The sequence below is a fragment of the Novosphingobium sp. Sphag1I genome (assembly GCF_056279125.1).
Genome location: NZ_JBWBQS010000018.1, coordinates 14,530 through 37,381 on the forward strand (window position 1 = coordinate 14,530; position 22,852 = coordinate 37,381).

Annotated in this window: 19 protein-coding genes; 15 read left to right on the top strand and 4 right to left on the bottom strand. The window is 60.7% G+C overall.

Annotated elements, in window-relative coordinates; all coding sequences use genetic code 11:
* The first annotated feature begins 23 nt into the window (after positions 1-23).
* Genes ACZ9HU_RS18195 through pnuC form a run of 3 tightly spaced genes read left to right on the top strand, consistent with a single transcriptional unit; the run spans position 24 to position 3,969 of the window.
* The gene (locus ACZ9HU_RS18195; protein ID WP_476107161.1) at positions 24-2,267 is read left to right on the top strand and encodes a TonB-dependent receptor; all 2,244 of its coding nucleotides are present in this window, start codon (positions 24-26) and stop codon (positions 2,265-2,267) included.
* The gene (locus ACZ9HU_RS18200) at positions 2,267-3,418 is read left to right on the top strand and encodes a phosphotransferase enzyme family protein (protein ID WP_476107038.1); all 1,152 of its coding nucleotides are present in this window, start codon (positions 2,267-2,269) and stop codon (positions 3,416-3,418) included. Before ACZ9HU_RS18195 ends, ACZ9HU_RS18200 begins: the two co-directional genes overlap by 1 nt.
* A complete protein-coding gene (gene pnuC, locus ACZ9HU_RS18205) occupies positions 3,418-3,969 on the top strand; it encodes a nicotinamide riboside transporter PnuC (protein ID WP_476107040.1) in 552 nt (183 codons plus the stop codon). The genes ACZ9HU_RS18200 and pnuC overlap by 1 nt, the downstream gene beginning before the upstream one ends.
* A gap of 67 nt (positions 3,970-4,036) precedes the next feature.
* Here the strand turns inward: pnuC and ACZ9HU_RS18210 are convergent, their stop codons facing one another.
* Positions 4,037-4,570 (bottom strand): hypothetical protein, encoded by a 534-nt coding sequence (locus ACZ9HU_RS18210; protein WP_476107041.1) that lies wholly within the window; start codon positions 4,568-4,570, stop codon positions 4,037-4,039.
* A 134-nt stretch (positions 4,571-4,704) separates the two neighbouring features.
* Between ACZ9HU_RS18210 and ACZ9HU_RS18215 the strand changes: the two genes are divergently transcribed.
* Entirely contained in the window at positions 4,705-5,622 is a 918-nt protein-coding gene (locus ACZ9HU_RS18215; RefSeq protein WP_476107042.1) for a hydrogen peroxide-inducible genes activator, read from the top strand.
* Between the two features lie 43 nt (positions 5,623-5,665).
* Here the strand turns inward: ACZ9HU_RS18215 and ACZ9HU_RS18220 are convergent, their stop codons facing one another.
* A complete protein-coding gene (locus ACZ9HU_RS18220; RefSeq protein ID WP_476107045.1) occupies positions 5,666-7,630 on the bottom strand; it encodes a putative bifunctional diguanylate cyclase/phosphodiesterase in 1,965 nt (654 codons plus the stop codon).
* Between the two features lie 471 nt (positions 7,631-8,101).
* On the opposite strand from ACZ9HU_RS18220, the gene ACZ9HU_RS18225 reads away from it, so the two are divergent.
* The 10 genes from ACZ9HU_RS18225 to ACZ9HU_RS18270 all read left to right on the top strand — a co-directional run bounded on the left by ACZ9HU_RS18225 (position 8,102) and on the right by ACZ9HU_RS18270 (position 20,658).
* Entirely contained in the window at positions 8,102-9,796 is a 1,695-nt protein-coding gene (locus tag ACZ9HU_RS18225; protein ID WP_476107047.1) for an ABC transporter transmembrane domain-containing protein, read from the top strand.
* Positions 9,793-10,887, top strand: a complete 1,095-nt coding sequence (locus ACZ9HU_RS18230) for an HlyD family secretion protein (protein ID WP_476107049.1) — start codon at positions 9,793-9,795, stop codon at positions 10,885-10,887. Before ACZ9HU_RS18225 ends, ACZ9HU_RS18230 begins: the two co-directional genes overlap by 4 nt.
* Entirely contained in the window at positions 10,884-12,278 is a 1,395-nt protein-coding gene (locus tag ACZ9HU_RS18235) for a TolC family protein (protein ID WP_476107051.1), read from the top strand. Before ACZ9HU_RS18230 ends, ACZ9HU_RS18235 begins: the two co-directional genes overlap by 4 nt.
* Before the next feature lie 163 nt (positions 12,279-12,441).
* Positions 12,442-12,723 carry a hypothetical protein gene (locus ACZ9HU_RS18240; protein ID WP_476107052.1) on the top strand — a complete coding sequence of 94 codons (282 nt, stop codon included), beginning with the start codon at positions 12,442-12,444 and terminating at the stop codon, positions 12,721-12,723.
* Positions 12,724-12,852: 129 nt separating this feature from the next.
* Positions 12,853-12,942, top strand: a complete 90-nt coding sequence (kdpF, locus tag ACZ9HU_RS18245; protein ID WP_476107055.1) for a K(+)-transporting ATPase subunit F — start codon at positions 12,853-12,855, stop codon at positions 12,940-12,942.
* Between the two features lie 13 nt (positions 12,943-12,955).
* Positions 12,956-14,659 carry a potassium-transporting ATPase subunit KdpA gene (gene kdpA / locus ACZ9HU_RS18250; protein ID WP_476107057.1) on the top strand — a complete coding sequence of 568 codons (1,704 nt, stop codon included), beginning with the start codon at positions 12,956-12,958 and terminating at the stop codon, positions 14,657-14,659.
* A gap of 11 nt (positions 14,660-14,670) precedes the next feature.
* The gene (gene kdpB / locus ACZ9HU_RS18255; protein ID WP_476107060.1) at positions 14,671-16,683 is read left to right on the top strand and encodes a potassium-transporting ATPase subunit KdpB; all 2,013 of its coding nucleotides are present in this window, start codon (positions 14,671-14,673) and stop codon (positions 16,681-16,683) included.
* A gap of 12 nt (positions 16,684-16,695) precedes the next feature.
* Positions 16,696-17,283, top strand: coding sequence for a potassium-transporting ATPase subunit KdpC (gene kdpC / locus ACZ9HU_RS18260; protein ID WP_476107062.1), 588 nt, complete (start codon positions 16,696-16,698; stop codon positions 17,281-17,283).
* A gap of 7 nt (positions 17,284-17,290) precedes the next feature.
* Entirely contained in the window at positions 17,291-19,969 is a 2,679-nt protein-coding gene (locus ACZ9HU_RS18265) for a DUF4118 domain-containing protein (protein ID WP_476107065.1), read from the top strand.
* On the top strand, positions 19,966-20,658 hold the full coding sequence (locus tag ACZ9HU_RS18270) for a response regulator (protein WP_476107067.1): 693 nt from the start codon (positions 19,966-19,968) through the stop codon (positions 20,656-20,658). The genes ACZ9HU_RS18265 and ACZ9HU_RS18270 overlap by 4 nt, the downstream gene beginning before the upstream one ends.
* A 49-nt stretch (positions 20,659-20,707) precedes the next feature.
* On the opposite strand, the gene ACZ9HU_RS18275 is transcribed toward ACZ9HU_RS18270, so the two are convergent.
* Together ACZ9HU_RS18275 and ACZ9HU_RS18280 are read right to left on the bottom strand one after the other, a co-directional pair.
* Complete coding sequence (locus ACZ9HU_RS18275; protein ID WP_172343157.1) at positions 20,708-20,908, bottom strand: hypothetical protein; 201 nt, start codon at positions 20,906-20,908, stop codon at positions 20,708-20,710.
* Positions 20,909-21,036: 128 nt separating this feature from the next.
* Complete coding sequence (locus ACZ9HU_RS18280; protein WP_476107071.1) at positions 21,037-21,942, bottom strand: AraC family transcriptional regulator; 906 nt, start codon at positions 21,940-21,942, stop codon at positions 21,037-21,039.
* Positions 21,943-22,037: 95 nt separating this feature from the next.
* On the opposite strand from ACZ9HU_RS18280, the gene ACZ9HU_RS18285 reads away from it, so the two are divergent.
* Complete coding sequence (locus ACZ9HU_RS18285; protein WP_476107074.1) at positions 22,038-22,796, top strand: SDR family oxidoreductase; 759 nt, start codon at positions 22,038-22,040, stop codon at positions 22,794-22,796.
* The last annotated feature ends 56 nt before the right edge of the window (positions 22,797-22,852 follow it).

Genomic DNA, 22,852 nt, shown 5'->3' on the forward strand with positions numbered 1-22,852 from the left:
TGGCGCTTTCGATGGCGGTTTCCATGGCCGGCTTTGCGACGCAGGTCCATGCGGCAGAAGCCGATGATCCGGCCGTCATCCGCGTGACCGGTCATCCCGATCCCGAAGGTCTCTTGCCCGACCAGACCGCGCCCAAGGCGATCAGCGCGATTTCGTCCGATTTCATCATCAAGCAGGCCCCGACGCTCAACGCGTTCCAATTGGTCAGCCTGCTGCCCGGCGCGAATGTGTCGTCCACCGATCCCTACGGCCTTTCGGCAACCTCCAGCCTGACCCTGCGCGGGATGGGCCAGGATCAGATCGGCGTGTTGATGGAAGGCGCGCCGCAGAATGACATCGGCTATTATTATGCCTATCCATCGCAATTTGCGGACGCGGAAAACATCCGTCAGGTCGCCCTGACGCAAGGCGCGGTGGATATGGATTCGCCGACATTGGGCGCGACGGGCGGGCTGTTGTCGCTGACGCTGGATGATCCGGCCAAGAAGCGGGGGGCTTTGGTCAATTTCTCGCTGGGTTCGTATAATGAACGGCGCGGCTTTGTCCGTTTCGACACCGGCACGATCGGCAACAGCGGCTTGCGCGCCTTTGTGTCCTATTCGAACAATCGCGCCGACAATTGGCGCGGGGCGGGCTATGATCTGCGCAACCATATTGACGGCAAATTGCTGAAGGAATGGGGGCAGGGCAATCGCGCCAGTCTGGCCGTCTCGTTCAACGAGGCCAAGACTTCGACCTATCCCAGCCCCTCTCTGGCCAATTGGAAAACCTATGGGCGCGGATATAATTTCGAGAAGAATTATACGGTTGGTGATACAAGTTACTGGCGTTTCTATCGTGCGCCGTTCCGCAATATCTATCTGTCGGCCCCGGTGCATATTCAGATCAACGACCGTTTGACGTTGGACACCACGACCTATCTGCAATGGGGTTACGGCAATTCGCCCTATGGGATGCAATTGACCACAACGGGCAATTATCTGGGCACCGAGGAATTGACCCAGCCGATCAATCTGCCCGGCGCGGATGCTTCGGGTCTGGCCACGGTTCTGGGCAATTGGACCGGCAATCAGTTTCGCGCCGGCAATGTGACGAAATTGACGTTGCAGGCGGGCGCGCATCGTCTGACGGGCGGGATCTGGTTCGATTACGGCAATGACCGTGTGCAACAGACCTACACCCCGGTGGGCAGCGATGGGCAGCCGGCCGACGAATGGGGCTATCCCGCCAATGCGATCCGCACCGCCGATGGCCGCCTTCTGGCCTATGAGAATATACGGACGGTGACAGTGTCCAAGGCGTTCTTTGTGGCCGACAGCATCACGATCAGCGACCGTTTGACCGCCGACATTGGTTTCAAGGGCGTCGATGCCTTGCGCAGCGGGCGCAATTTCCTGCCCGGTCCGCAATCGGGGGTGCGGTTTGAAAAGTTCGCCGCCTTGCCGCGTGCCGCGCTGCATTACCGGATCGATGACCGCCAGCAGGTCTTTGCCAATATCACCACCAATTTCCGCGCGCCCAATGAGTTCACGCTCTACAACACCTATGATTATGGCGCGGTGAGCACGCGGGGGACGACTGACCTCAAAAACGAATATTCGGTGTCTCAGGAGCTGGGCTATCGTTATATCGGACCTAACCTTTCGTTCTCAATGACTGGATTTCATTACCATTTCCGCAACCGACAGGTCGCAACCGTCGTGAACAGCGGCGGCGCTCTGGTCAATTCGACGATCAATGGCGGCAGCCAGACTTCCTATGGTCTGGATGGCGAAATCGATTGGCGACCGGCCAAGGGCGTCAGCCTTTATGTTTCGGGCGAATATCTGCACACGCGGATCGACAGCGATTTGTCGGTCAATGGCGATTGGCTGCCCACCAAGGGCAAGCGCGCCGTTGCCGCGCCCGCCTATCAGTTTGGCGTAGGCAGCACCTATGACGATGGCCTGTTGTTTGGCAGCACGGCGCTGAAATATGTCGCGCGCCAATATTCGACCTTTATGAATGACGAGAGCATTCCCGGCTATGCCACGCTTGATCTGTCATTGGGCGTCCATCTGGCCAAGCTGGTCGATGGTAAGCGCACCGATTTGCGCGTCAACGCCATCAACATCACCAATCCGCGCGTCCTGTCGGGTGTGCAGAGCTTTGGCATGAATGCGCAGGACACCGTTGGGCGCAATGGCTCGGTCATTTCCGGCTATGCTCCGACCTATTATATCGGCGGCGGGCGCGCCTTTGTGGCGACCATCTCGCGCGCGTTCTGATGACCGCCAACGCGCCTGCATCGGATCATTTGGTCCACGGCATGGGTAAAGTGCTTGAACCCCCCGCCTGGCCAGCGATCAACGCTGGTGAGGCGGAGGCCGTTCTCGCCCATTTCCCGCAGGCGGGGCGCGTGATTGCGCTGCCATGGCATTCGCCGCGTCCGTTTTCGGCGGCGGCAAGGGTTGAGGCCGAGGGTGGCACTTTCATCCTGAAGCGGCACCATCAGACCCTGCGTTCCGTTGATGGCTTGACGCAGGAACACCGCTTTATGGCGCATTTGCGCAAGGGCGGGGTGAGCGTGCCGGAGGTCATGGCGCAGGCGGCGGGCGATGTGGGGGCCTTGGGGCTGGGGGAGTGGACCTATGAACTCCATCGCGCATCGCCCGGCGCGGATCTCTATCGCGACAGGCATTCATGGACGGGTTTTCTGTCCCTGGATCATGCCCGCGCTGCCGGTCATGCTTTGGCGCGGCTTCATCTGGCGGCGCGCGATTATGATGCGCCGCCGCGTGGAGCGGACCCGTTGATCGCCAGTTTTACCATCGTGCCCGCCGCCGATTGGCGCGGCGCGGCGCAGGCCTATTTCGCGGCGCGGCCCGCCTTGGAGCGTTATCTGCGGGCGCGCGACTGGCAGGGGGAACTGGCTGGGATCTTTGCACAGTTTGGCCATGGGCTTTGCGATAGGCTGGCGGGCCAAGCTGCGCTGTGGACACATAATGACTGGCATCCCTCCAACCTGCTCTGGTCTGCGCAGGGAGAGGTTGCGACGGTCTTTGACTTTGGCCTTGCGACGCAAACCTGCGCTTTGCACGATCTGGCCACGGCGATTGAGCGTTGCGCTATTCCATGGCTTGACTTGGGCAATGATGCGCCAATGGAGGGGGATGTCGCGACGGCGCTTGTCTTGGTTCAAGCCTATTGTGAGATAGCGCCGTTAAGTACTTCTAATTTAGTAACCTTGCTTAATCTCTTGCCTTTGGTCCACATCGAATTTGCGATGTCCGAGGTCGACTATTTCGCGGGCATTCTCAAGGATGAGGCGCAGGCGTCGATGGCGTGGGATGACTATCTGATCGGCCATGCGCGGTGGTTCGGGTCGGACAATGGCCAATCCTTTCTGCGGCAATTGCGCGAAGGGATGGGGCTATAATGTCCGTTCTGGAAATCATCGGGGTCGTGGTCAGTTTTCTGGGCATATGGCTGACCGCGCGACGGGTGATGGTGTGCTGGCCGGTCAACCTGATGGCCTGCGCGCTTTATTTCAAACTGTTCCTCGATGAACGGCTCTATGCCGACATGGCGCTTCAGGCGGTCTTTGGCGTGGCGATTGTCTATGGCTGGATCGCCTGGCTGAAAGGGCGGGGCGGGGATGGGCAGGTGATCGTGCAGCCGTTGAGCAACCATTCCGCGCTGGGTGGATTGGCTTTGGGGGCGATTGGCGCCGTCTCGATCGGTTGGTTCACCAGCCATTATACGGACGCCGCCATCCCGTGGATGGATGCCGGGCTCAGCAGCTTCAGCCTTGTTGCCCAATATTGGACGGCGCGACGTCATGCGGCAAGTTGGCTGCTGTGGATCGTGGTTGATGTGCTTTATGTTGGGATGTTTATATTCAAAGGTCTGTATCTGACGTCGGGCCTTTATGCGGCTATGGTGGTCTTGGCCATCATCGGGTATAGGCGTTGGAAATCATCGGTTTGAATTCGGTTCTTCATTAAACAATGAAGATGTGGCGTCGGGAATGATCGCTCCCGACGCCTGCAATCCATCACGCCGAAGGCTTGGCCTGCTTGGCCGCCGCATCCAGCTCCGCTGCGGTGAGCGAAATGAAAAGGCCCTGAGCACCAAGCCCAAAGGCTTTTTTGGTCAGCGAGACCGGTCCGGCGGCGCGGTCAATGACGATCAGGTCTGGTTTCACTTCCTTGATCGTGCCAACCGGCGTGCCCGCCTTGCCCTTTACTTCGGCGCCGACGACCATGGCGGCCTCAAGCGCGGCGGCCGACTTTTGCGCCGATACGGCGACCTGCTCGTCGATCTGGGCCTTGGTCATTGTCACCATCGGGCCCTTGGCATTGGTGCCAAAGGCGCTCTTGGGCAATGCCGCCTTGCTGGCGCCAGTGTTGATGACGATGGCATCATTGGAAATGCTCTCGATCTTGCCGACTTCGCCGCCTTGCGGGTCATAGGTCATGGCGCCAACGACCAGCGCCGAGGATGCCGCCGCCTGTGGGGCCTGAGCAAACGCCGTGGCGGGCGCAATCAGCCCAACAGAGGCCACCAGAGCGAAATAGGGAACCTTCACGTGTCATCTCCTGTTCCATTGAGAGGGTTGGCTGCTGCCTTGTTCATGGACAGGCCACAGGATGCAGTTCAGTTTCCGATAGGTCCAATTGAAAGGTTGTGGACGAATTGATTGATATTATCTATCAACGATGAATGTTGTCCTTCCGCCAATTGCAATATCTGGTCGCCGTCGCTGATCATCAAAGCTTTCGCCGGGCCGCGATCTATCTCCATGTTTCCCAACCGACGTTAAGCCTTCAGTTGCAGAAGATGGAGGAAAGCCTTGGCGTCCGTCTGATTGATCGCGCCATGACGCCGGTGCGGCCAACGCCGGTTGGCAAGGAAATCGTTGGACGCGCGCGTAAACTCTTGCTCGACCTCAACGACCTTGAGGAAACGGCAAGGCGCAGCGTGGGGGAACTGGTCGGAACGATCAGCCTTGGCGTTTCACCGACGCTTGGCCCTTATCTGTTGCCGGGGATTGTCGGCATACTGAAACAGGAAATGCCCGACCTTCGCCTGCATATTCGCGAGGGGATCCCCAATGACCAGATGTTTGAGCTGCGCAGCGGGGCGCTCGACATGGTTCTGACGCCTCTGGCGCTGGGCGGGGCGGATCTGCACGTTGAGCCCTTGTTCGATGAAAAGCTCTATCTGGTCGCGCCGCCTGACCATGCTCTTGCGGCCCGGTCGCATTTGAAACGCGCCGATCTGGTCGGCATTCAGGCGCTGAGCATCGATCCGCGTTATCCGTTTCATCAGCAAACGCGTGAGATTTGCGATGAGTTGGGGCTGGAACTGCTCGATGATTATGAAGGGACCAGCCTCGACAGTCTGTGCCAGATGTGCGCGTCGGGATTGGGTCTGGCGATCCTGCCCGAACTTTATCTGCGTTCAGAGATTGGCGGAAAAAACATCATCACGCCATTGATAATCGAGGATTGGTCTTATGCGCGCTCCGTCGCGGCCATTTGGCGCCATGACTCGGTCTATAGCGAAAACTATGCCGAGGTGGCGCAGATCATCAAACGCGAGGCCGGGCATTTGCTGAGCGGGAATATGATGGCGTGACGAACAGGCCCGGATGGCATGTATGCGCCAACCGGGCCAAACATCAGGCAGCGGTGCTTACATCTCCGGGGCCGTTGGAGGGCGGCTCCGCCAGAATGATAGGGATATATTGAGCGGTGGTTTGAGGATATCCGAAAAGGAACCCCTGCACCTCGTCACAACCTTCGCGTTTTAGGACGCCCAACTGGCTTGCCGTCTCAATCCCTTCGGCCAGAACAGGGATGGCCAGACTTTTGCCCAGCGCCAGTACCGCGCGGACAATGGCGACGGCTTGCGGGCTGTTTTCCAGTTCAGAAACGAACAGGCGGTCAAGCTTGATCTTGTCAAAAGGAAAGGCGCGCAGGGTTTCCAGACTGGAATAGCCGGTTCCGAAATCGTCGAGGGCAACGCCCACGCCCATCGCCTTGATCTGACGCAGGACGTGCAGCGCGCGGTCGCGGTCGGCCATGATGGCGGATTCGGTCAATTCGATTTCCAGACGGCGCGGCGGCAGGCCGGTGTCCATCAGAATCTGGTGAAACAGCCGTGGCAGGTCGGCATGCGACAATTGCATGGGCGATACGTTGACCGCCACGCGGGCGCCATGGTCCCATTTTACCGCATCGCTGCACGCCCGGCGCATCACCCATTCGCCCAGTTGCAGGATCAGGCCGTTTTCCTCGGCAATCGGAATGAACACCGCCGGAGGGATCGCGCCGCGTTCCGGATGGGTCCAGCGCAGCAGGGCCTCGTAACCCGTGACGTCCGACGTCACGAGCGAGGTCTGGACCTGATAATGCAGCTCCAACTGGTTCAAGCCGATAGCCTGACGCAGGTCATTGGCCAGATCACGGCGTTCACGGATCGCATCGTCCAAAACCGCATCGTAATAGCATGGTTCAGGCGCTCGGCGGCTCTTGGCGCGATACATGGCCATGTCGGCATTGTTGGTCAACGTGTCGGCCGCATCGGCATCATCGGGATAGATGGCAACGCCAATGCTGGCCCCGACGCATGTATCGAATGTGCTGATTTCCAGCGGCTTTTCCAGCGCCTGTTTGATCCGTCCCGTAAAATTGGCCAGTGCGGGGCGGTTGTCAAAACGGATCAGTCCGACAAATTCATCGCCGCCCAATCGGGCAATCATCTGATTGCGCCCCAATTCGGCGGTCATGCGCCGCGCCAGTGTAATCAGTACATCGTCACCGGCCTTGTGGCCGTGAATATCGTTGATTTCCTTGAAACGGTTAAGGTCAATGGCCACCACGCCCAGCTTTGTCCCGGTAACCCGCGCCACTTCGATCTGGCGTTTAAGCTCATCCTGAAAGCTGATGCGATTGGGCAGGCCCGTCAGTGCATCATTCATCGCCATATGGTGCAGGCGGCTCATCGCGTCGGAACGCGTCCAACGGTCGATCAACGCGGCAAAGACACCGACCGCAATCACCAGCAGACCGACAATTGCCGTGGCCAGAGCCAGCGCTTCCATCTGCTGCGGTTCCATCGGCGCGGCGCTGATGCGCAGCGGGGTGATGTGCAGCGCGGTCATGGCGGTAAAATGCAAAGTCGCAATCGCCAAGACCAACAGCGCCGTGGACAGGGGCGCTCGATAGGTCGCAAGGCGGCTTTGATGGGTTGCGATCATCGCGGCGGCGGAAAACAGGACCGAACCAAGCACGGCCGCGATCACATATTCCTTGCGCCACGCGACGATCCCATCGACCCGATAGGCCATCATCCCGCAGAAATGCATGACCGCAATGGCCAGTCCTATCAGCACGCCCCCCGCTCCGGCATAGGCTGCGGACTTCTTCCACGTGGCAATGGCAAAGCCCGCACCCGTGCCCATCGTGGCGGCAATCAACGAAACGATGGTCAAAACCGGGTCCAAATGAACCGGCACGCCGGCGCGATAGGCCAACATCGCAACAAAATGGGTGCACCAAATGGTTGCACCTGCGCCCACCGATGTCAGAAAGAGCCATGCGATACGCTGGCCTCCCGATGTGGCCTGGGCGCGGGTAAACATCTGAATGACGGCAAAGGCGCCAACACAGCATACAAATACAGCCAATGCGACCAACCAAGGGTCGTGTTCGGTTGCAATGCACAAGGCAACGTTGATCATGAGAGGGGAGATCCAGCAAGCTTAGGGGGGACGATCGCTGATCGCATGTACCCACGCTGGTTAGGTGTGCGGCGTTAAAATTGGGTGAAACGCTGGTTCGCACGAACAATGTTTAGGTGATTATCCTAATGTTACGTTTCAATAAATCACGGTTGATCCATATTGGTTCCGTGGCGTTGGGCGGTTTGGGCAAATTTGACCCGTGAATTGGCCGCTGACGAAATAGGGAGAGTTGGGTGTAGCAATGGCCGCATAGGCCCAAGTGCAATCAATCCATTTCCTCAATGTTTCGTTTTATTGCGGGGTATTCCTGAACTTGAAGGGTAAGGAATAGCCGCTATTTAGCTGCTGCAACTGCGAAAAGGATGGGGCATGGCCAAACAGAATGTGGGAATGCGGCAGGTGGCCCGGTGGATCGGGCTGATATTGGGGCCGGATGGGCCATATTTGCGTATGGCGTTAATGTATGGCGCCGCCATTTCACTGCTCTCTCTGGCCACGCCGATCTCGGTTCAATTGCTGATCAACGCCGTTGCCAATATCGCGCTGCCCGCACCGCTCTTCACACTTTCTGCCATCCTGTTTGGCCTGCTCCTGCTGGCCGGCCTGCTCAGCGCGTTGCGCGTGCATGTGATGGCCTTGTTCGAGCGGCGCTTTTTCGCGCGGATGATGGCGGAAATTACGCTGCGTGCGGTTCATGCCCGCAACCCTTTCTTTCACGATGCACGACGCGGCGATCTGTTTAACCGGTTTTTCGACATGGCCACCGTGCAAAAGGCTTTGACCAGCCTGTTGGTGGGCGGTTTTGCGATTGTTTTGCAGGGCGCTGTCGGCCTTGTCGTGACCAGTTTCTATCACCCCTTCTTTTTGGCCTTCAACGTTCTGTTGGTCACGATCATTGCGTTGATCCTGATGCTGTGGGCGCGCGGCGCCTTTACCACCGCCATCGCCGTCAGCCATTCCAAACATGCCGCCGCGCATTGGCTGGATGGGGTTGGCGGATCCAATGGCTTTTACAAATCCAGCCGCCACATGCATTTCGCCATCGACCAATCCGAAGCGCTGACCGCAGATTATGTGGCCAAGCATCGTGCCCATTTCCGCTATACCTTTTCGCAAACCATCTGCCTCTTGCTGCTTTACGCCTGTGCCAGCGCCGGTCTGTTGACCATGGGCGGCATGTTGATCATCGCGGGCGAACTTTCGATTGGTCAATTGGTGGCGGCCGAACTGATCCTGTCCGGGGTATTTTACGGCATTGCGCAGTTGGGCAATTATCTGGAAATTTTCTACGATCTGGTGGGCGGGCTCGAAGAACTGTCGCTTTTTTGGGATCTGCCACAGGAAAGCACGCCAAAAGCGGATGCGCCCGCATTGCCCAATGGCGCGATTGCCTTTCGCGACGTGGAATTGGGCGACTATCACCTGAATTTTTCGGTCAGCAGCGGCGAACAACTGGCCATTCTAGCCGCGCCGGGGGTGGACCGGGCGGTATCGGTTTTGCTCAAGCGGTTGGACACGCCCGCGCGCGGCCTGATCACGGTGGGCGGCGCGGATATCGGCACCTATGACATGCTGCGCCTGCGTTCGGATGTGGTGGTGCTGGACCGGCCGACGATCGTTGACCTGTCCTTGCGCGATTATCTTTCATTGGCCAGCGGCGATCGCCACGACGAGATGATCGCAGCGCTGGATATGGTTGGTCTGGCTGATCGTGTGGGACAATTGCCGCAAGGGATGGACACGATGCTCTCTCCGCTGGGCTGGCCGCTGGCTGTGGGGGAAACGATGGCGCTCAAACTGGCTGGCGCATTGCTGGCCCGGCCAAAGGTGCTGGTGCTCTCGCCGCTCTATGACCTTCTGCCGCCCGCACGATTGGACAAGGTTTTGCAAGACCTGCGTCAGACAGGCACCAGCGTTCTGCAATTCACCGGTCGGCCCGAAGGGTTGGAGCGTGACGGCTGGCTCTGGCTGGGCAATCGTCAACAAATCCGTGGGGGACAATTGGACGACATACGCCTTGCGGCCGGAATGGACGGCAAACTGGTTGGGGGGGCGCAGGCATGAGCCGGTTTGACCGTTTCGCTACGTTAAGCGCCATGAAACCCCCGCGCGTGATGCGGGTGGTGGCATGGATGATCGCGCTGTCCATTCCCGCCATCGTCGCATTTCTGTTTCTGGTGCCATGGGTGCAAACCGCGCCGGGCAGGGGCAGCGTGACCGCGCTCGATCCACATGACCGGGTGCAACAGATCACGGCTCTGGTGCCGGGCCGGGTGGAAAAATGGTATGTGAACGATGGCCAAGAGGTCAAAGCGGGCGACCCAATCGCCCAGATCGTTGACAATGATCCCGATGTTTTGACCCGCATGGCCGCGGAACGCGCGCAGGTTCTGGCCCAGATCGATTCGGTGGCGCAGGCGATGGCGGTGGCCCGATTGGATGTCGAGCGCACGCGTTCGCTTTATGCCGACGGGTTGGCCGCGCGGCGCGATTACGAAAATACGCAGATCAAGGTTGCCGAACATGCCGCCAAATTGGCCGAGGCCAAGGCTAAGTTGAGCCGGGTGGACATTGCGCTGAACCGCCAATCCGCACAGGTTGTACGTGCGCCGCGCGACGGGCGTATTCAGGCCATCAACACCAACGTCGGTGCATCGCTGGTCAGCGCGGGCGACTGGTTGGCAACGCTTGCCCCCGAACATTCCGAACGCGTGGTCGAGTTGCAGATCGACGGGCGCGACGTTGCCATGGTGCGGCGCGGGCAAAGGGTAAGGCTGAATTTCGAAGGCTGGCCCGCCATTCAGTTCAGCGGATGGCCGTCGGTGGCGCAGGGCATGTTTGATGGACGCGTGCGCTCGATTGACCCGTCGGCGTTGAACAATGGCCTCTTTCGTGTGCTGATCGAACCGATGCCGGGCTTGCGGCCATGGCCGGATAATAATTTCGTTCGGTTGGGTTCAAAGGTGCGCGGGTGGATTCAGATGGAAACCGTAAGCGTGGGCTATGAATTGTGGCGCCAGCTTAATGACTTCCCGCTGGAGATGACGCCGCCGGAAAATCCGGGGCCGCGCAAGGGGCTGGGCAAGGCATTGTCCGACAAGGGTGACAAGGCGAAAGCCAAGTCCAAGGACTCCTATGAGGAGGAGGGTAAGTGATCCGTGCTCTGATTGGCGCGGCGCTGGCGCTCTCCGCTTCGGCGGCGGGCGCGGCCGAACTGACACTGAAACAGGTGTTGCAATCATCGGCCGCCCATGCGCCGCAAATCCTCGAAGCCGTGGCGCGCCAGAAACAGGCCGATGCACGTATGCTTTCGACACAGGGCCTTTATGACCTGGTGTTTGACGGCGACGTGCAATGGCGGGCGCTGGGCTATTATGACAATGCCACCGCCGAGGCCAAGGCAACCCGACCCATGACCGGCAATGGCGGCAATTATTACGCGGGCTATCGCCTCTCTATGGGGCCGTTTCCCGGCTATGACGGCAAATCGGTCACCAATTCTCTGGGTGAGGTCAAGGTCGGGGCGGTCTTTTCGCTGCTGCGTGACAGGTTGATTGATGATCGGCGTGGCCGGATGCAGATTGCCGGGTTGGACACCGATCTGGCCGAACTTGAACGCGAGATGGTGGCGGTAGGCGTCCAGCGCCGCGCGATTGAGGCCTATCAGCAATGGGCGGCGGCCGGGCAACGCCTGCGTATCTATCGTGATTTGCTGGAACTGGCATCCGCGCGACAAGCCTCGATTGAAAAGCAGGTGGCCGCCGGGGCGAGGCAGGCGATGCTGGTGGTGGAAAATCAGCAGAACATCGTGCGCCGTCAGGCCCTGTTGGTGCGGGCGGAACAGGATCTGGCGATCCAGGCCAATGCGCTTTCGCTGTTTTGGCGCGACGAAGAAGGGCGGCCCGTTGTCCCCAAGGCCGAGGAATTGCCCTGTGCCTTGCCGCGCCTTGCCCCGCCGCTGGGTATGAATGAGGATGAGGCCATCAAAGCGCGGCCCGATATGCAAATGCTGATGACGCGGCTGGCACAGGCGTCCGCGCGCAGCGCCATGGCGCAAAACGAGATGCGCCCCCGGCTCGACCTGCGCGTGGAGGGATCGAAAGACATCGGCGATGGCGGCCCCATGGGCTATGTCCGCCGTCCTGCCGAAGCCATCGTGGGGCTGCGCTTTACCATGCCGTTGGAGCAGCGTCAGGCGCGCGGAAAAATGGCCGAGGCCGCAGCCGAAACCGATGCGTTGGTGCAACGTCGCCGTTTGCTGGAACAGCAATTGTCGGTCGAAATCGCCAATCTGAAAACGCAGGTGACAGGCTCGGACAAGCTGGCCCATCTGGCCCATGACGAGGCCGGGCTGGCCGCGCGCATGGCCGAGGCGGAACGGCGGCGCTTCAGCCTTGGCGCCAGCGACTTTCTGTTGGTCAACCTGCGCGAAGAAGCCGCCGCAGACGCCCGTTTGCGGCAAGTGGATGCCGAATACCGGGTATCGGCTTCGCGCGCCGAACTGGTCGCCTCACTGGTGGATCGCGGGCAATTGGGGTTGGAATAGGCCATGATGGGGAGGGGTGAAGCCAAAGCCCCTCAGCCATAAGGTTCGAAGCGCCCAGACCCACCTTTACGCATTCTTCACGCAAGAGCCCGCAGCTTCATCTGGAAGCTTAATGCGGTCCCAAGGCATCAGCGTCCCTGCCCATCCGGCAGGAGCCTCAAGCGTGTCACAGCTTTTCACCCGAACCATTCCGCTTCGCCTGCGGCCCGGCCCTCGCACGGATATTCTGTTGCGCGCGGTTGGTCTGATCGGCCTGCTGCCGGTCGGGGCGCTGGTGCGCGTACTTTATGGCTGGCGTCATGCGGGGGCAAAGCCTGCGCAAAGCCCGATGGAATTCGTGGTCGCTTTGGTGGCGGTCATGATCCTGTGGGGCGCACTGACCCTTCTTCTTGCCGGCGACAATCTGGTCCGCGCGATGCCGCGACCACCTCGGCCTTTGCAATAATGCCCGCATCCTCATCCGACGGAGATGTCACATGAATGACCTCGTCTGGCTGGCCGTTCTGGCCGGCCTTGTGCTGCTTACCTTCGCCTTCCTGCGGCTTGCAACCAAAGCCTGAACCGGAGAGCCACCATGCCCATTCCGCTTGCTCTGGCCGCGTTCACCGCGCTGGGCCTTCTAGCCTATCTGGTGGTCGCGCTGATGCGGCCCGAAAAATTCTAGAGAGGAATTGCCCATGACCCTTTCCGGCTGGGGCCTGATCCTCACCTTCACTGCGCTGGTGGCCCTGATGGCTAAACCCGTCGGGGCGTGGCTCTTTGCCCTGTATGAAGGACGCGCAACGCCGATGCATCGCGTTCTGGGGCCGATCGAGCGGGGCCTTTATCGCGCATCGGGCATCGATCCCACGCGCGAACAGACATGGCTTGCCTATGCGCTGCATATGCTGGCCTTTCAGGTGGCGCTCACCGTCTTTACCTATGCGATCCTGCGGCTTCAGGCTGTTTTGCCGTTGAACCCGCGCGCGCTGGCCGGGATCGGCGCCGATGGGGCGATGAACACATCCATCGCCTTTGTCACCAACACCAACTGGCAATGGTATGGCGGCGAAAGCGTGCTTTCCAATTTCAGCCAGATGGTCGGGCTGACCATTCACAACTTTCTGTCGGCGGCCACCGGCATTGCCATCGCTTTTGCCCTGTTTCGCGGCTTTGCCCGCCACGAGGCGGCGACAGTAGGCAATTTCTGGGCCGATTGCACGCGGGTCACGCTTTACCTCCTGCTGCCGATCAGCGTGATCTATGCCTTGTTTCTGGTGGCCAGCGGCGTGCCCCAGACCTTCGCCTCGCTGATGGATGCCCACACGTTGGAAGGCGCGAAACAAAGCATCGTGCTGGGGCCTGTCGCCAGCCAGGAAGCCATCAAGATGTTGGGCACCAATGGTGGGGGTTTTTACAACGCCAATTCGGCCCATCCTTTTGAAAATCCCACGGCGCTCACCAATTTCGTTCAGATGCTGTCGATCTTTGCCATCGGGTCGGGTTTGACATGGTGCTTTGGCCGCGCGGTGGGCAATACGCGTCAGGGTTGGGCCATTCTGGCGGCCATGCTCATCCTGTTTCTGGCCGGCGCGGGCATCACCTACTGGCAGGAAGCGCAAGGTTTCAGCGCGCTGACCCATGCGGGCCTTTCCGGCGGCAATATGGAAGGCAAGGAATTACGCTTTGGCATCGCCGCCAGCGCCCTGTTTGCCACCGTCACCACCGCGGCCAGTTGCGGGGCCGTCAACGCCATGCATGACAGCTTTACCGCCATTGGCGGCATGATTCCGCTGTTCAACATGCAATTGGGCGAAATCGTGATCGGCGGGGTGGGTGCTGGCATCTACGGCTTACTGCTCTTTGCCATTCTTGCAGTCTTTGTCGCCGGGCTGATGGTCGGGCGCACCCCGGAATATGTCGGCAAGAAGATCGAGGCGCGCGAGGTGAAGCTGGCCGTGCTGGCGATTGCCGTGCTGCCGCTTTCGATCCTTGGCTTTACCGCGTTGGCGGCTGTGCTGCCCGAAGGGCTGGTGGGGCCGTTGAATAAAGGGCCGCATGGTTTCAGCGAGATCCTTTATGCCTTTTCTTCGGCCACGGCCAACAATGGTTCGGCCTTTGCGGGGCTGAGCGCGGGAACGCCTTTTTACAATGGCCTGCTTGGTACGGCCATGTGGGTGGGACGCTTCTTCGTCATCGTGCCGGTTCTGGCCATCGCGGGCTCTCTGGCGGCCAAGAAGCATACGCCCGAAACCGCCGGGTCCTTTCCTACCACCGGCACCTTGTGGGTCGGCCTGCTGGTGGGCGTGATCCTGATCCTTGGCGGCCTGACCTTTTTGCCCAGCCTCGCCCTTGGCCCCATCGCCGATCAGGTGACGGCGATTGTCGGCAAGAGTTTTTGAGAGGAACATCGATGTCCACGCCCCAATCCATGTTTGCGGCCGAACTGGTCCTTCCGGCTGCGCGCGATGCGGTGCTTAAACTGGCCCCGCGTGAATTGATCAAAAATCCGGTTCTTTTCACCACCGCCATTGTCGCGCTTTTGCTGTGCGTTCTGATGGTGGTCGGGGGGAGCGGCCTGTCATTCAGCTTTCAACTGCAACTGATCGTCTGGCTCTGGCTGACGGTGTTGTTCGGCACCTTTGCCGAGGCGCTGGCCGAAGGGCGCGGGCGGGCACAGGCGGCCAGTTTGCGCGCGACCAAATCCGACCTTGTGGCCCGATTGCCCGATGGGCGCACCATTCCTGCCAGCCAGCTTTCGCGCGGCGATGTGGTGGTGGTCACCACCGGCGACCTGATCCCCGCCGATGGCGAGGTGATCGAAGGCGTGGCCTCGGTCAATGAAGCGGCCATCACCGGCGAGAGCGCCCCCGTCATCCGCGAGGCAGGCGGCGACCGCAGCGCCGTAACCGCCGGCACCCGTGTCATTTCCGACCAGATCACCGTGCGCGTGACACAGGAACCGGGGCAGGGCTTCCTTGACCGTATGATTGCCTTGGTCGAAGGGGCCGAAAGGAAAAAGACGCCCAATGAAATCGCTTTGACCATTCTGCTGGTGGGTTTGACCATCATCTTCCTGATCGCGGTTTCAACGATCCCGGCCTTTGCCCATTATGCGGGGGGAAGCGTCCCGGTGGCGGTGCTGGCCGCTTTGCTTATCACCCTTATCCCCACCACCATTGCCGCGCTGCTTTCGGCCATTGGCATTGCGGGCATGGATCGCCTCGTGCGCTTCAATGTGCTGGCCAAATCCGGGCGCGCTGTCGAGGCCGCGGGTGATATTGATGTCCTGCTGCTGGACAAAACCGGCACGATCACCGTGGGCGACCGCGCGGCATCGGAATTTCGTCCGCTGCTGGGCACGCCCATCAACCGTCTGGCCGAAGCGGCTCTTTTGGCCAGTCTTGCCGACGAAACGCCCGAAGGCCGTTCCATCGTCGTTTTGGCGCGTGAGGGCTATCACGCGCAGGCCAGCCTGCCCACCGGGGCCGAGGTCATTCCCTTTACCGCCCAGACCCGCTTGTCGGGCATTCGGATAGAGGAACGGATCGTGCAGAAGGGCGCTGTGGATTCGCTGCTGCGCGCCTATCCCGACACCGCCAACACGCCCGCCGCCACAGAGATGCGCCGGATCGCGGACGAAATTGCCCGCGCCGGACAGACCCCTTTGGGCGTCGCCGAAAATGGCCGGCTGCTGGGCGTAATCGCGCTGAAAGACGTCATCAAGGCGGGCATCCGCGAACGCTTCACCCAATTGCGGGCCATGGGCATCCGCACGGTGATGATCACCGGCGACAATCCCCTGACCGCCGCCGCCATTGCCGCCGAGGCTGGCGTGGACGACTTCCTTGCCGAGGCCACGCCCGAAGACAAGCTGGCGCTGATCCGGCGTGAACAGCAAGGTGGGCGTCTGGTGGCGATGTGCGGCGATGGCACCAATGACGCCCCGGCTCTGGCGCAGGCCGATGTGGGCGTAGCGATGAACACCGGCACACAGGCCGCGCGCGAGGCGGGCAATATGGTCGATCTGGACAGCGATCCGACCAAGCTGATCGAGATTGTGGGCCTGGGCAAGCAATTGCTGATGACGCGCGGCGCGCTGACGACGTTCAGTGTGGCCAATGATGTGGCCAAATATTTCGCGATCATTCCGGCGATGTTTGTCGTTCTTTATCCGGGCCTTGGCGCGCTTAACGTGATGGGTCTGGCCAGCCCGCAAAGCGCGATCCTGTCCGCGATCATCTTTAATGCGCTGATCATTCCGGCCTTGGTTCCGCTGGCGCTCAAAGGTGTGACCTATCGCCCGATGGCGGCTGGCGCGCTGTTGTCGCGCAATCTGGCGATCTATGGGCTGGGCGGTCTGGTTGCCCCGTTTGTCGGGATCAAGCTGATCGACCTTGGCGTGGCCGCGCTCAATCTGGCCTGAGGGAGAAGATCCATGCTTTCCACTTTTACCGCTGCCCTGCGCCCCGCCTGCGTGATGACGATCGGCTTTGCGCTGCTGCTGGGCGGGGCCTATCCCACGCTGATCACAATGACCGGACAGGCGCTGTTCCCCCATCAAGCCAATGGCAGCCTGATCACCCGGAATGGTCAGGTCATTGGTTCGCAATTGCTGGCACAGGGATTTTCCTCGCCCGCCTATTTCCACCCGCGCCCCTCGGCGGCTGGCGCCAATGGTTATGATGCCAGCGCGTCGGCCGGGTCCAATCTTGGCGCAGCCTCCGCGGTTCTGGCCGAACGCATTGCCAAGGACCATGCAGCGCTGCGCGCCCAAAGCCATCAAGACGTCCCGCCTGAAATGGTGACAACCTCTGCCTCGGGGCTTGACCCTCATATCAGCCCCGAGGCGGCTTTTTGGCAGGTGCCCCGTGTGGCCGCGGCGCGTCATATGCGCCCGGCACAGGTGGAGGCTTTGGTAAAATCCTCCATCGAAACGCCTTTGGCCGGTGTGTTGGGCGCGGCGCGGGTCAATGTGCTGCGTCTCAATCTGGCGCTGGACGAGGCATCCCCCAAGGGAGCATGAAGATACAGTGAGCGACGCAAGTCCTGATCCCGATGCCCTGCTGCGCAGTCTGGCACAGAATAGTTCGCCAGAGCGCGAGCAGGACGGGCCGCGCAAGGGCCGCCTCAAGGTTTTCCTTGGGGCGGCGCCGGGCGTAGGCAAAACCTGCGAGATGTTGAGCGAGGCCGCCCAGCGCCGCGATATGGGCGAGGATGTGGTCATTGGCGTCATCGAAACCCATGGCCGCGCGGAAACCGAGGCGCGCATGGCCGGTTTCGAGATCATCCCCCGTCGACAGATCCCGTATCGCGGCCAAATGCTGAGCGAGATGGATCTTGACGGCATCATCGCCCGCCGCCCATCGCTGGTTCTTATCGACGAACTTGCCCATACCAACGCCCCGGATTGCCGCCATGACAAACGCTGGCAGGATGTCGAGGAAGTGCTGGATGCGGGTATCGACGTCTTTTCCACGCTCAATGTCCAGCATCTGGAGAGCCTCAACGATCTGGTCGCCTCATTCACCAATATCCGGGTGCGCGAAACCCTGCCCGACCGGGTGCTGGACAGCGCCCAGATCGAGGTCGTGGACATTCCGCCCGATGAACTGATCGAGCGGCTCAAAGCGGGCAAAGTCTATGTTCCGCAAGAGGCAAGCCGCGCGCTCAGCCATTTTTTCTCCAAATCAAACCTGACCGCGCTGCGTGAACTGGCCCTGCGCCGCGCGGCACAGGCGGTCGATGCGCAAATGCTGGACTATTTGCGCGCCCATGCGGTGCGCGGCACCTATGGCGTTGGCGACAGGGTTCTGGTCGCGGTGGGCGACAATGATACCGGGGCCGAGGTGGTTCGGGCTGGCAAACGGCTGGCGGACTCGCTTTGCGCGCCATGGACCGCCGTTCATATCGAAACCCCCCACAGAATGGCCCAGAGCCAGACGCTGGAGGCTTGCCTGCATCTGGCGACCCAGCTTGGCGCGCAAGTGATCACCCTGTCGGCCGGCGATGTGGTTGACGGGCTGTTGCAAATTGCGGGCGAATTGCGGGCGACCGTTCTTGTGCTGGGCGCAACCGGCAAACAGAACCTGTGGAACCGGCTTTGGCGATCACAGGCGCTTCATCGCCGCCTGCTGGCATCGGACGTGCACATGGCGTTGCATGTCATCGCCACGCGGCCATCCCGTCCTGCCCGGAGCTTTGGCGAACAGGGCCGATCCGGCGTCTGGCCGACACCGGCCGGTCTGGCGGTTTCCAGCCTGCTCATCGCCATTGTGACATTGCTTGGCACGCTGATTGCGGGGTTGGGCAATATCACCAATATTGCGCTGCTCTATCTCCTGCCGGTGATGCTGGCGGCGGCGCGCTTTGGGCTGTGGACCGGCATTGCGTCGGGGCTGATATCGTCGCTGGCGTATAATTTCTTCTTTATCCCGCCGCTCTACACATTCACGATCGAAGACCCGCAGAACATCATCACCGTGGTCGTGTTGCTGGCCGTGGCGATTGGGGCCAGCCATATGGCGGGACGTTTGCGCGACACAGCCCTGTTTTCGCGGGCCAGCGCGGCCAGAAGCCATACGCTTGCCGGATTTGCGCGCCGGTTGACGGGGCTTGGCGACATTGGCGCCATTGCCAAAGTGCTGTGCGACGAAAGCGCGGGGCTTCTCGAAGCCTATACCGTTCTGCTCATGCCGGGTGAGGGTGGGTTTCAAGTCGTAGCGGCCTCGGCCCCGGACGTTGCGTTGCAACCTTTTGATCTGGTGGTGGCGCAATGGGCCTTTGATAACCTTCGCCCCGCAGGACGCGGCTCGGATACGCTCAGCGCCGCCGAATGGCGCTTTTTGCCCGTTGAGGCAGGGGGCAGGGCCTTGGCCGTGTTTGGCGTGGCCCATGCGAATATGGAACAGGCGGTGCGTGCCGATATGCTGCCGCTGATCTCCAGCTTTCTCGATCAGGCCGGGCTGGCGCTGGACCGCGCCCGGTTGGAAGTCGAGCGCGGGCAGTTGCAGCGGTTGGAAGAGCGTGACGCCTTGCGGGCTGCTCTGTTGTCCTCGGTCAGCCACGATTTGCGCACGCCGTTGACCGCCGTCATCGGGCTTCTTGATGATCTTTCGCCCGGTTCGGTGGAACAGGCCGAGGTGTTGGCGCTGGCCCGCACCGAAGCCGGACGGTTGCAGCGCTTTGTCGCCAATTTGCTGGATATGGTGCGGATTGAGACGGGCGCGGTGAAATTGCACCTCGAACCTGTCGATCTGGCCGAGGCGGTCAGCAGCGCGGTGCATGACCTGCGCCGTATGTTGGGCGCGCGCGAAGTGCAGATGCAGATTGCGCCCGACCTGCCTTTGGTGCGGTTGGATGCGCAATTGTTGCATCATTGCCTAATCAACCTGATCCAGAACGCGGTTCAATACAGTCCCGCGCCAAGCCCGATTACCGTCATGGCCGAAAGGGTGGCCGGCGGGATCAACCTTTGCGTCATGGACGAAGGCGAAGGATTGCCTCCCGGCAGTGAGGAACTGGTCTTTGAAACCTTTACCCGCGTGGCAGGGTCCGATCGGAACGGCGGAACGGGCCTTGGTTTGGCCATCGTCAAGGGATTTGCCCAAGCCATGGGGGTGCGAGCCGCCGCCGCCAACCGCCATGACAGGAAAGGCGCCCGCTTTACCCTGCATATGGATGAGGCATTATTGTGGAAGGACAGCGTGTGAACGCACCGAAAATTCTGGTGGTGGACGACGAAATGTCTATCCGGCGGTTGCTGAGGGCAAGCCTTGCACGCGCCGATTTTCGGATGATTGAGGCCGCCAATGCGCGAGAGGCGCTCGCGGCCCTGCCCATTGACAAGCCGGAACTTGTTTTGCTCGATCTTGGCCTGCCTGACCGAGACGGGCTGGAGCTTATCACCGCGATCAAGGCGGCGAAGGCTGCGCTGCTGATCATTTCGGCGCGCGATGCAACGGCGGAAAAAGTGGCGGCTCTCGATCTTGGCGCAGACGACTATATTACCAAGCCATTCGACACCGAGGAAATTCTGGCCCGCATTCGTGTGGCTTTACGCAACCGCCTGTACACCCAGACGGCGGAACCGGTGCTGCGTCTGGGCGACTTGGTGATCGATCTGTCCGCCCGCATGGTGCATCGAGACGGTGTTGAGGTGCATCTCAGCCCCAAGGAATACGGCTTTTTGGCCATTTTGGCCCGCCATCCCGGGCGGGGCATCTCGCACGCGAACATTTTGCGGGACGTATGGGGCGCCGGACAGGAACAATCGGTCGAGTACCTTCGCGTCGCCGCAAGAGGTTTGCGTCGCAAGCTGGAAGACGTACCCGTTGAACAGAGCATTATCCGAAACGAGCCGGGAATTGGTTATCGCCTGATCGTTCAAAATCCGGGGTGAGGGGTCCATTCTTTGCCGATTTCCATGAATGCCCCCCGGCGGCTGGCGGTTATCCTTTGGGCGTTACCCAGACTTCCACCGGCGTGATGAATTTGCCCGGTGCGGGTTTGCCGACATGGACACGGTCGGCCGTAACCTGTTCACCTGTTTCAAGATGAAGCGTCACCCAAGGCTTGGGCATACGCTCAAACTTCATTTTCTGTATGGCCAATCCGGTCGACGAATTCATGATGGTTGCAATGATGCTCATGGTTTGGGCCGCTACCTTGATAGGCGCTCCACGGTCTAGACCCTCGCCGGAATTAGCCCCAACTTTTCCAAATGATGGGGCGCAGGCAAGTCGGATCAGGTCGCCGGACATCCCCCCGGAACGCGGAATTAAGCCTCCACCATCCTGCGGGCAAAACTGCCCGGTGGAGAGCCGAGGCGTTTGCGAAAGGCGGTGCTGAAAGCGCTGGCTGATTCATAACCGATATCATCGGCGATCCGGTCCAGCGATTTGCCGCCACGGGCAAGCGCAGCCTTGGCCACCGCCATGCGCCAACCGGTGAGATATTCCATGGGCGCGTGGCCAACGACTGAGCCAAACCGCGCCGAAAAGGCCGACCGTGACATGCCCGCGATCCTTGCCAACTCCGCAACAGTCCAATGGGCGCGGATATCGGCATGCATCGCGTGCAGCGCCCGGCCCAATGCCGGATCGCGCAGGCCGGCCAGCAGTCCGGCAGAGGCCGCGTCTTGCCCCAAACCCCGCCAACGCAAGGCTTCGACCAGCAACACTTCGAGCATACGCTGAATAATCAGATCCTTGCCCGGATGGCTGGATGTGCATTCTTCGGCCAGCAGGCAGATGGTCCGGCCCATGCGGTCGGCCATGCCCTGCGGGGCGGGAATATAGATCAGGCCGGGCAGCAATCCGAGCAGGAGAGGGGCATTGACCCGATCAAAGGAAAAGCTGCCGCCCAAAGCGACAAAATCGGGCTCACCGTCCTGCTCGCCATGCCTGACCGGCTCGGTGCTAGGCTCCTGCAAAGGACCATCTTGCCCCGGCTCGTTGCCCAGAGAAAAGGCCGGTGTCGTGGGCATCAGCAGGAAATCGCCCTGTGCAAGCCGCAGCGGAGCCGATCGGTCGAACGTCACCCAGGCCTGTCCGGCAAGGATGAGTGTAAAGCCCGGCGCATCATGCGCCTGATAGCGCACAGCCCATCGCCCCCGCGCCGTGATGGGTTTCGACAGGGCCGCATGGGGGCGCAACAGGGTGATGATTTCGCTGAGGGGATCCATGATTGGACGATCCATAATCAAATTTGGATTTATGATTATATACTGTCCTGATGGCTGCGTCTATCCCTCCTGTATCGACACCAAGGAGACAGACCATGACCAAGACAATCCTCATCACCGGCACATCCTCCGGCTATGGGCTGGCAACAGCGGAACACTTCCTTGCTCAGGGCTGGAATGTGGTGGCGACCATGCGCCGCCCTGACAAAACGGTTTTTGCCGGCGCATCCGACCGGCTGCGTATCCTGCCCCTTGATGTCACTTTGCAAGACAGTATCGCCGCGCTGGTCGAAGCCGCCGGACCGATCGACGTGCTGGTCAACAACGCCGGTGTGGGCGGCGTGGGCGCTTTTGAAGCGATGCCGATGAGCCTGATCCGGCAATTGATCGAGACGAACACCATTGGCGTGATGGCCATGTGCCAGGCCTTTATCCCCCAGATGCGCGAACGCCGCGCAGGCCGCATCGTCAATGTCACCTCCAGCGTCACGCTGGGCGCCTTTCCTCTGGCTGCTGCCTATACTGCCAGCAAACAGGCCGTCGAGGGTTTCACCGGCTCATTGGCGCATGAACTGGGCCATTTCGGCATTGCGGTAAAGCTGGTCGAGCCGGGCTATGCGCCGACCACGCGGTTCGGGGCCAATGCCATCGTGCCGGTGAGCGATCTGCTGCCCGGTGAGTACGCCGATTTTGCCCGGCCTATACTCGAGGCCTTTGCCGCGCCCACACTGACCACGCGTGAGAGCGATGTTGCCCAGGCGGTGTGGGATGCGGTGCACGATCGCACAGACCGGCTTCATTTTCCGGCCGGAGCCGATGCTCAGGCGCTGGCCGGGGCGGATTATAGGATGTGATGGCATGCCTATTCCGCCAAGCAGGGCCAGCGCCATGAAAGCCGTTGGGGGCAAAA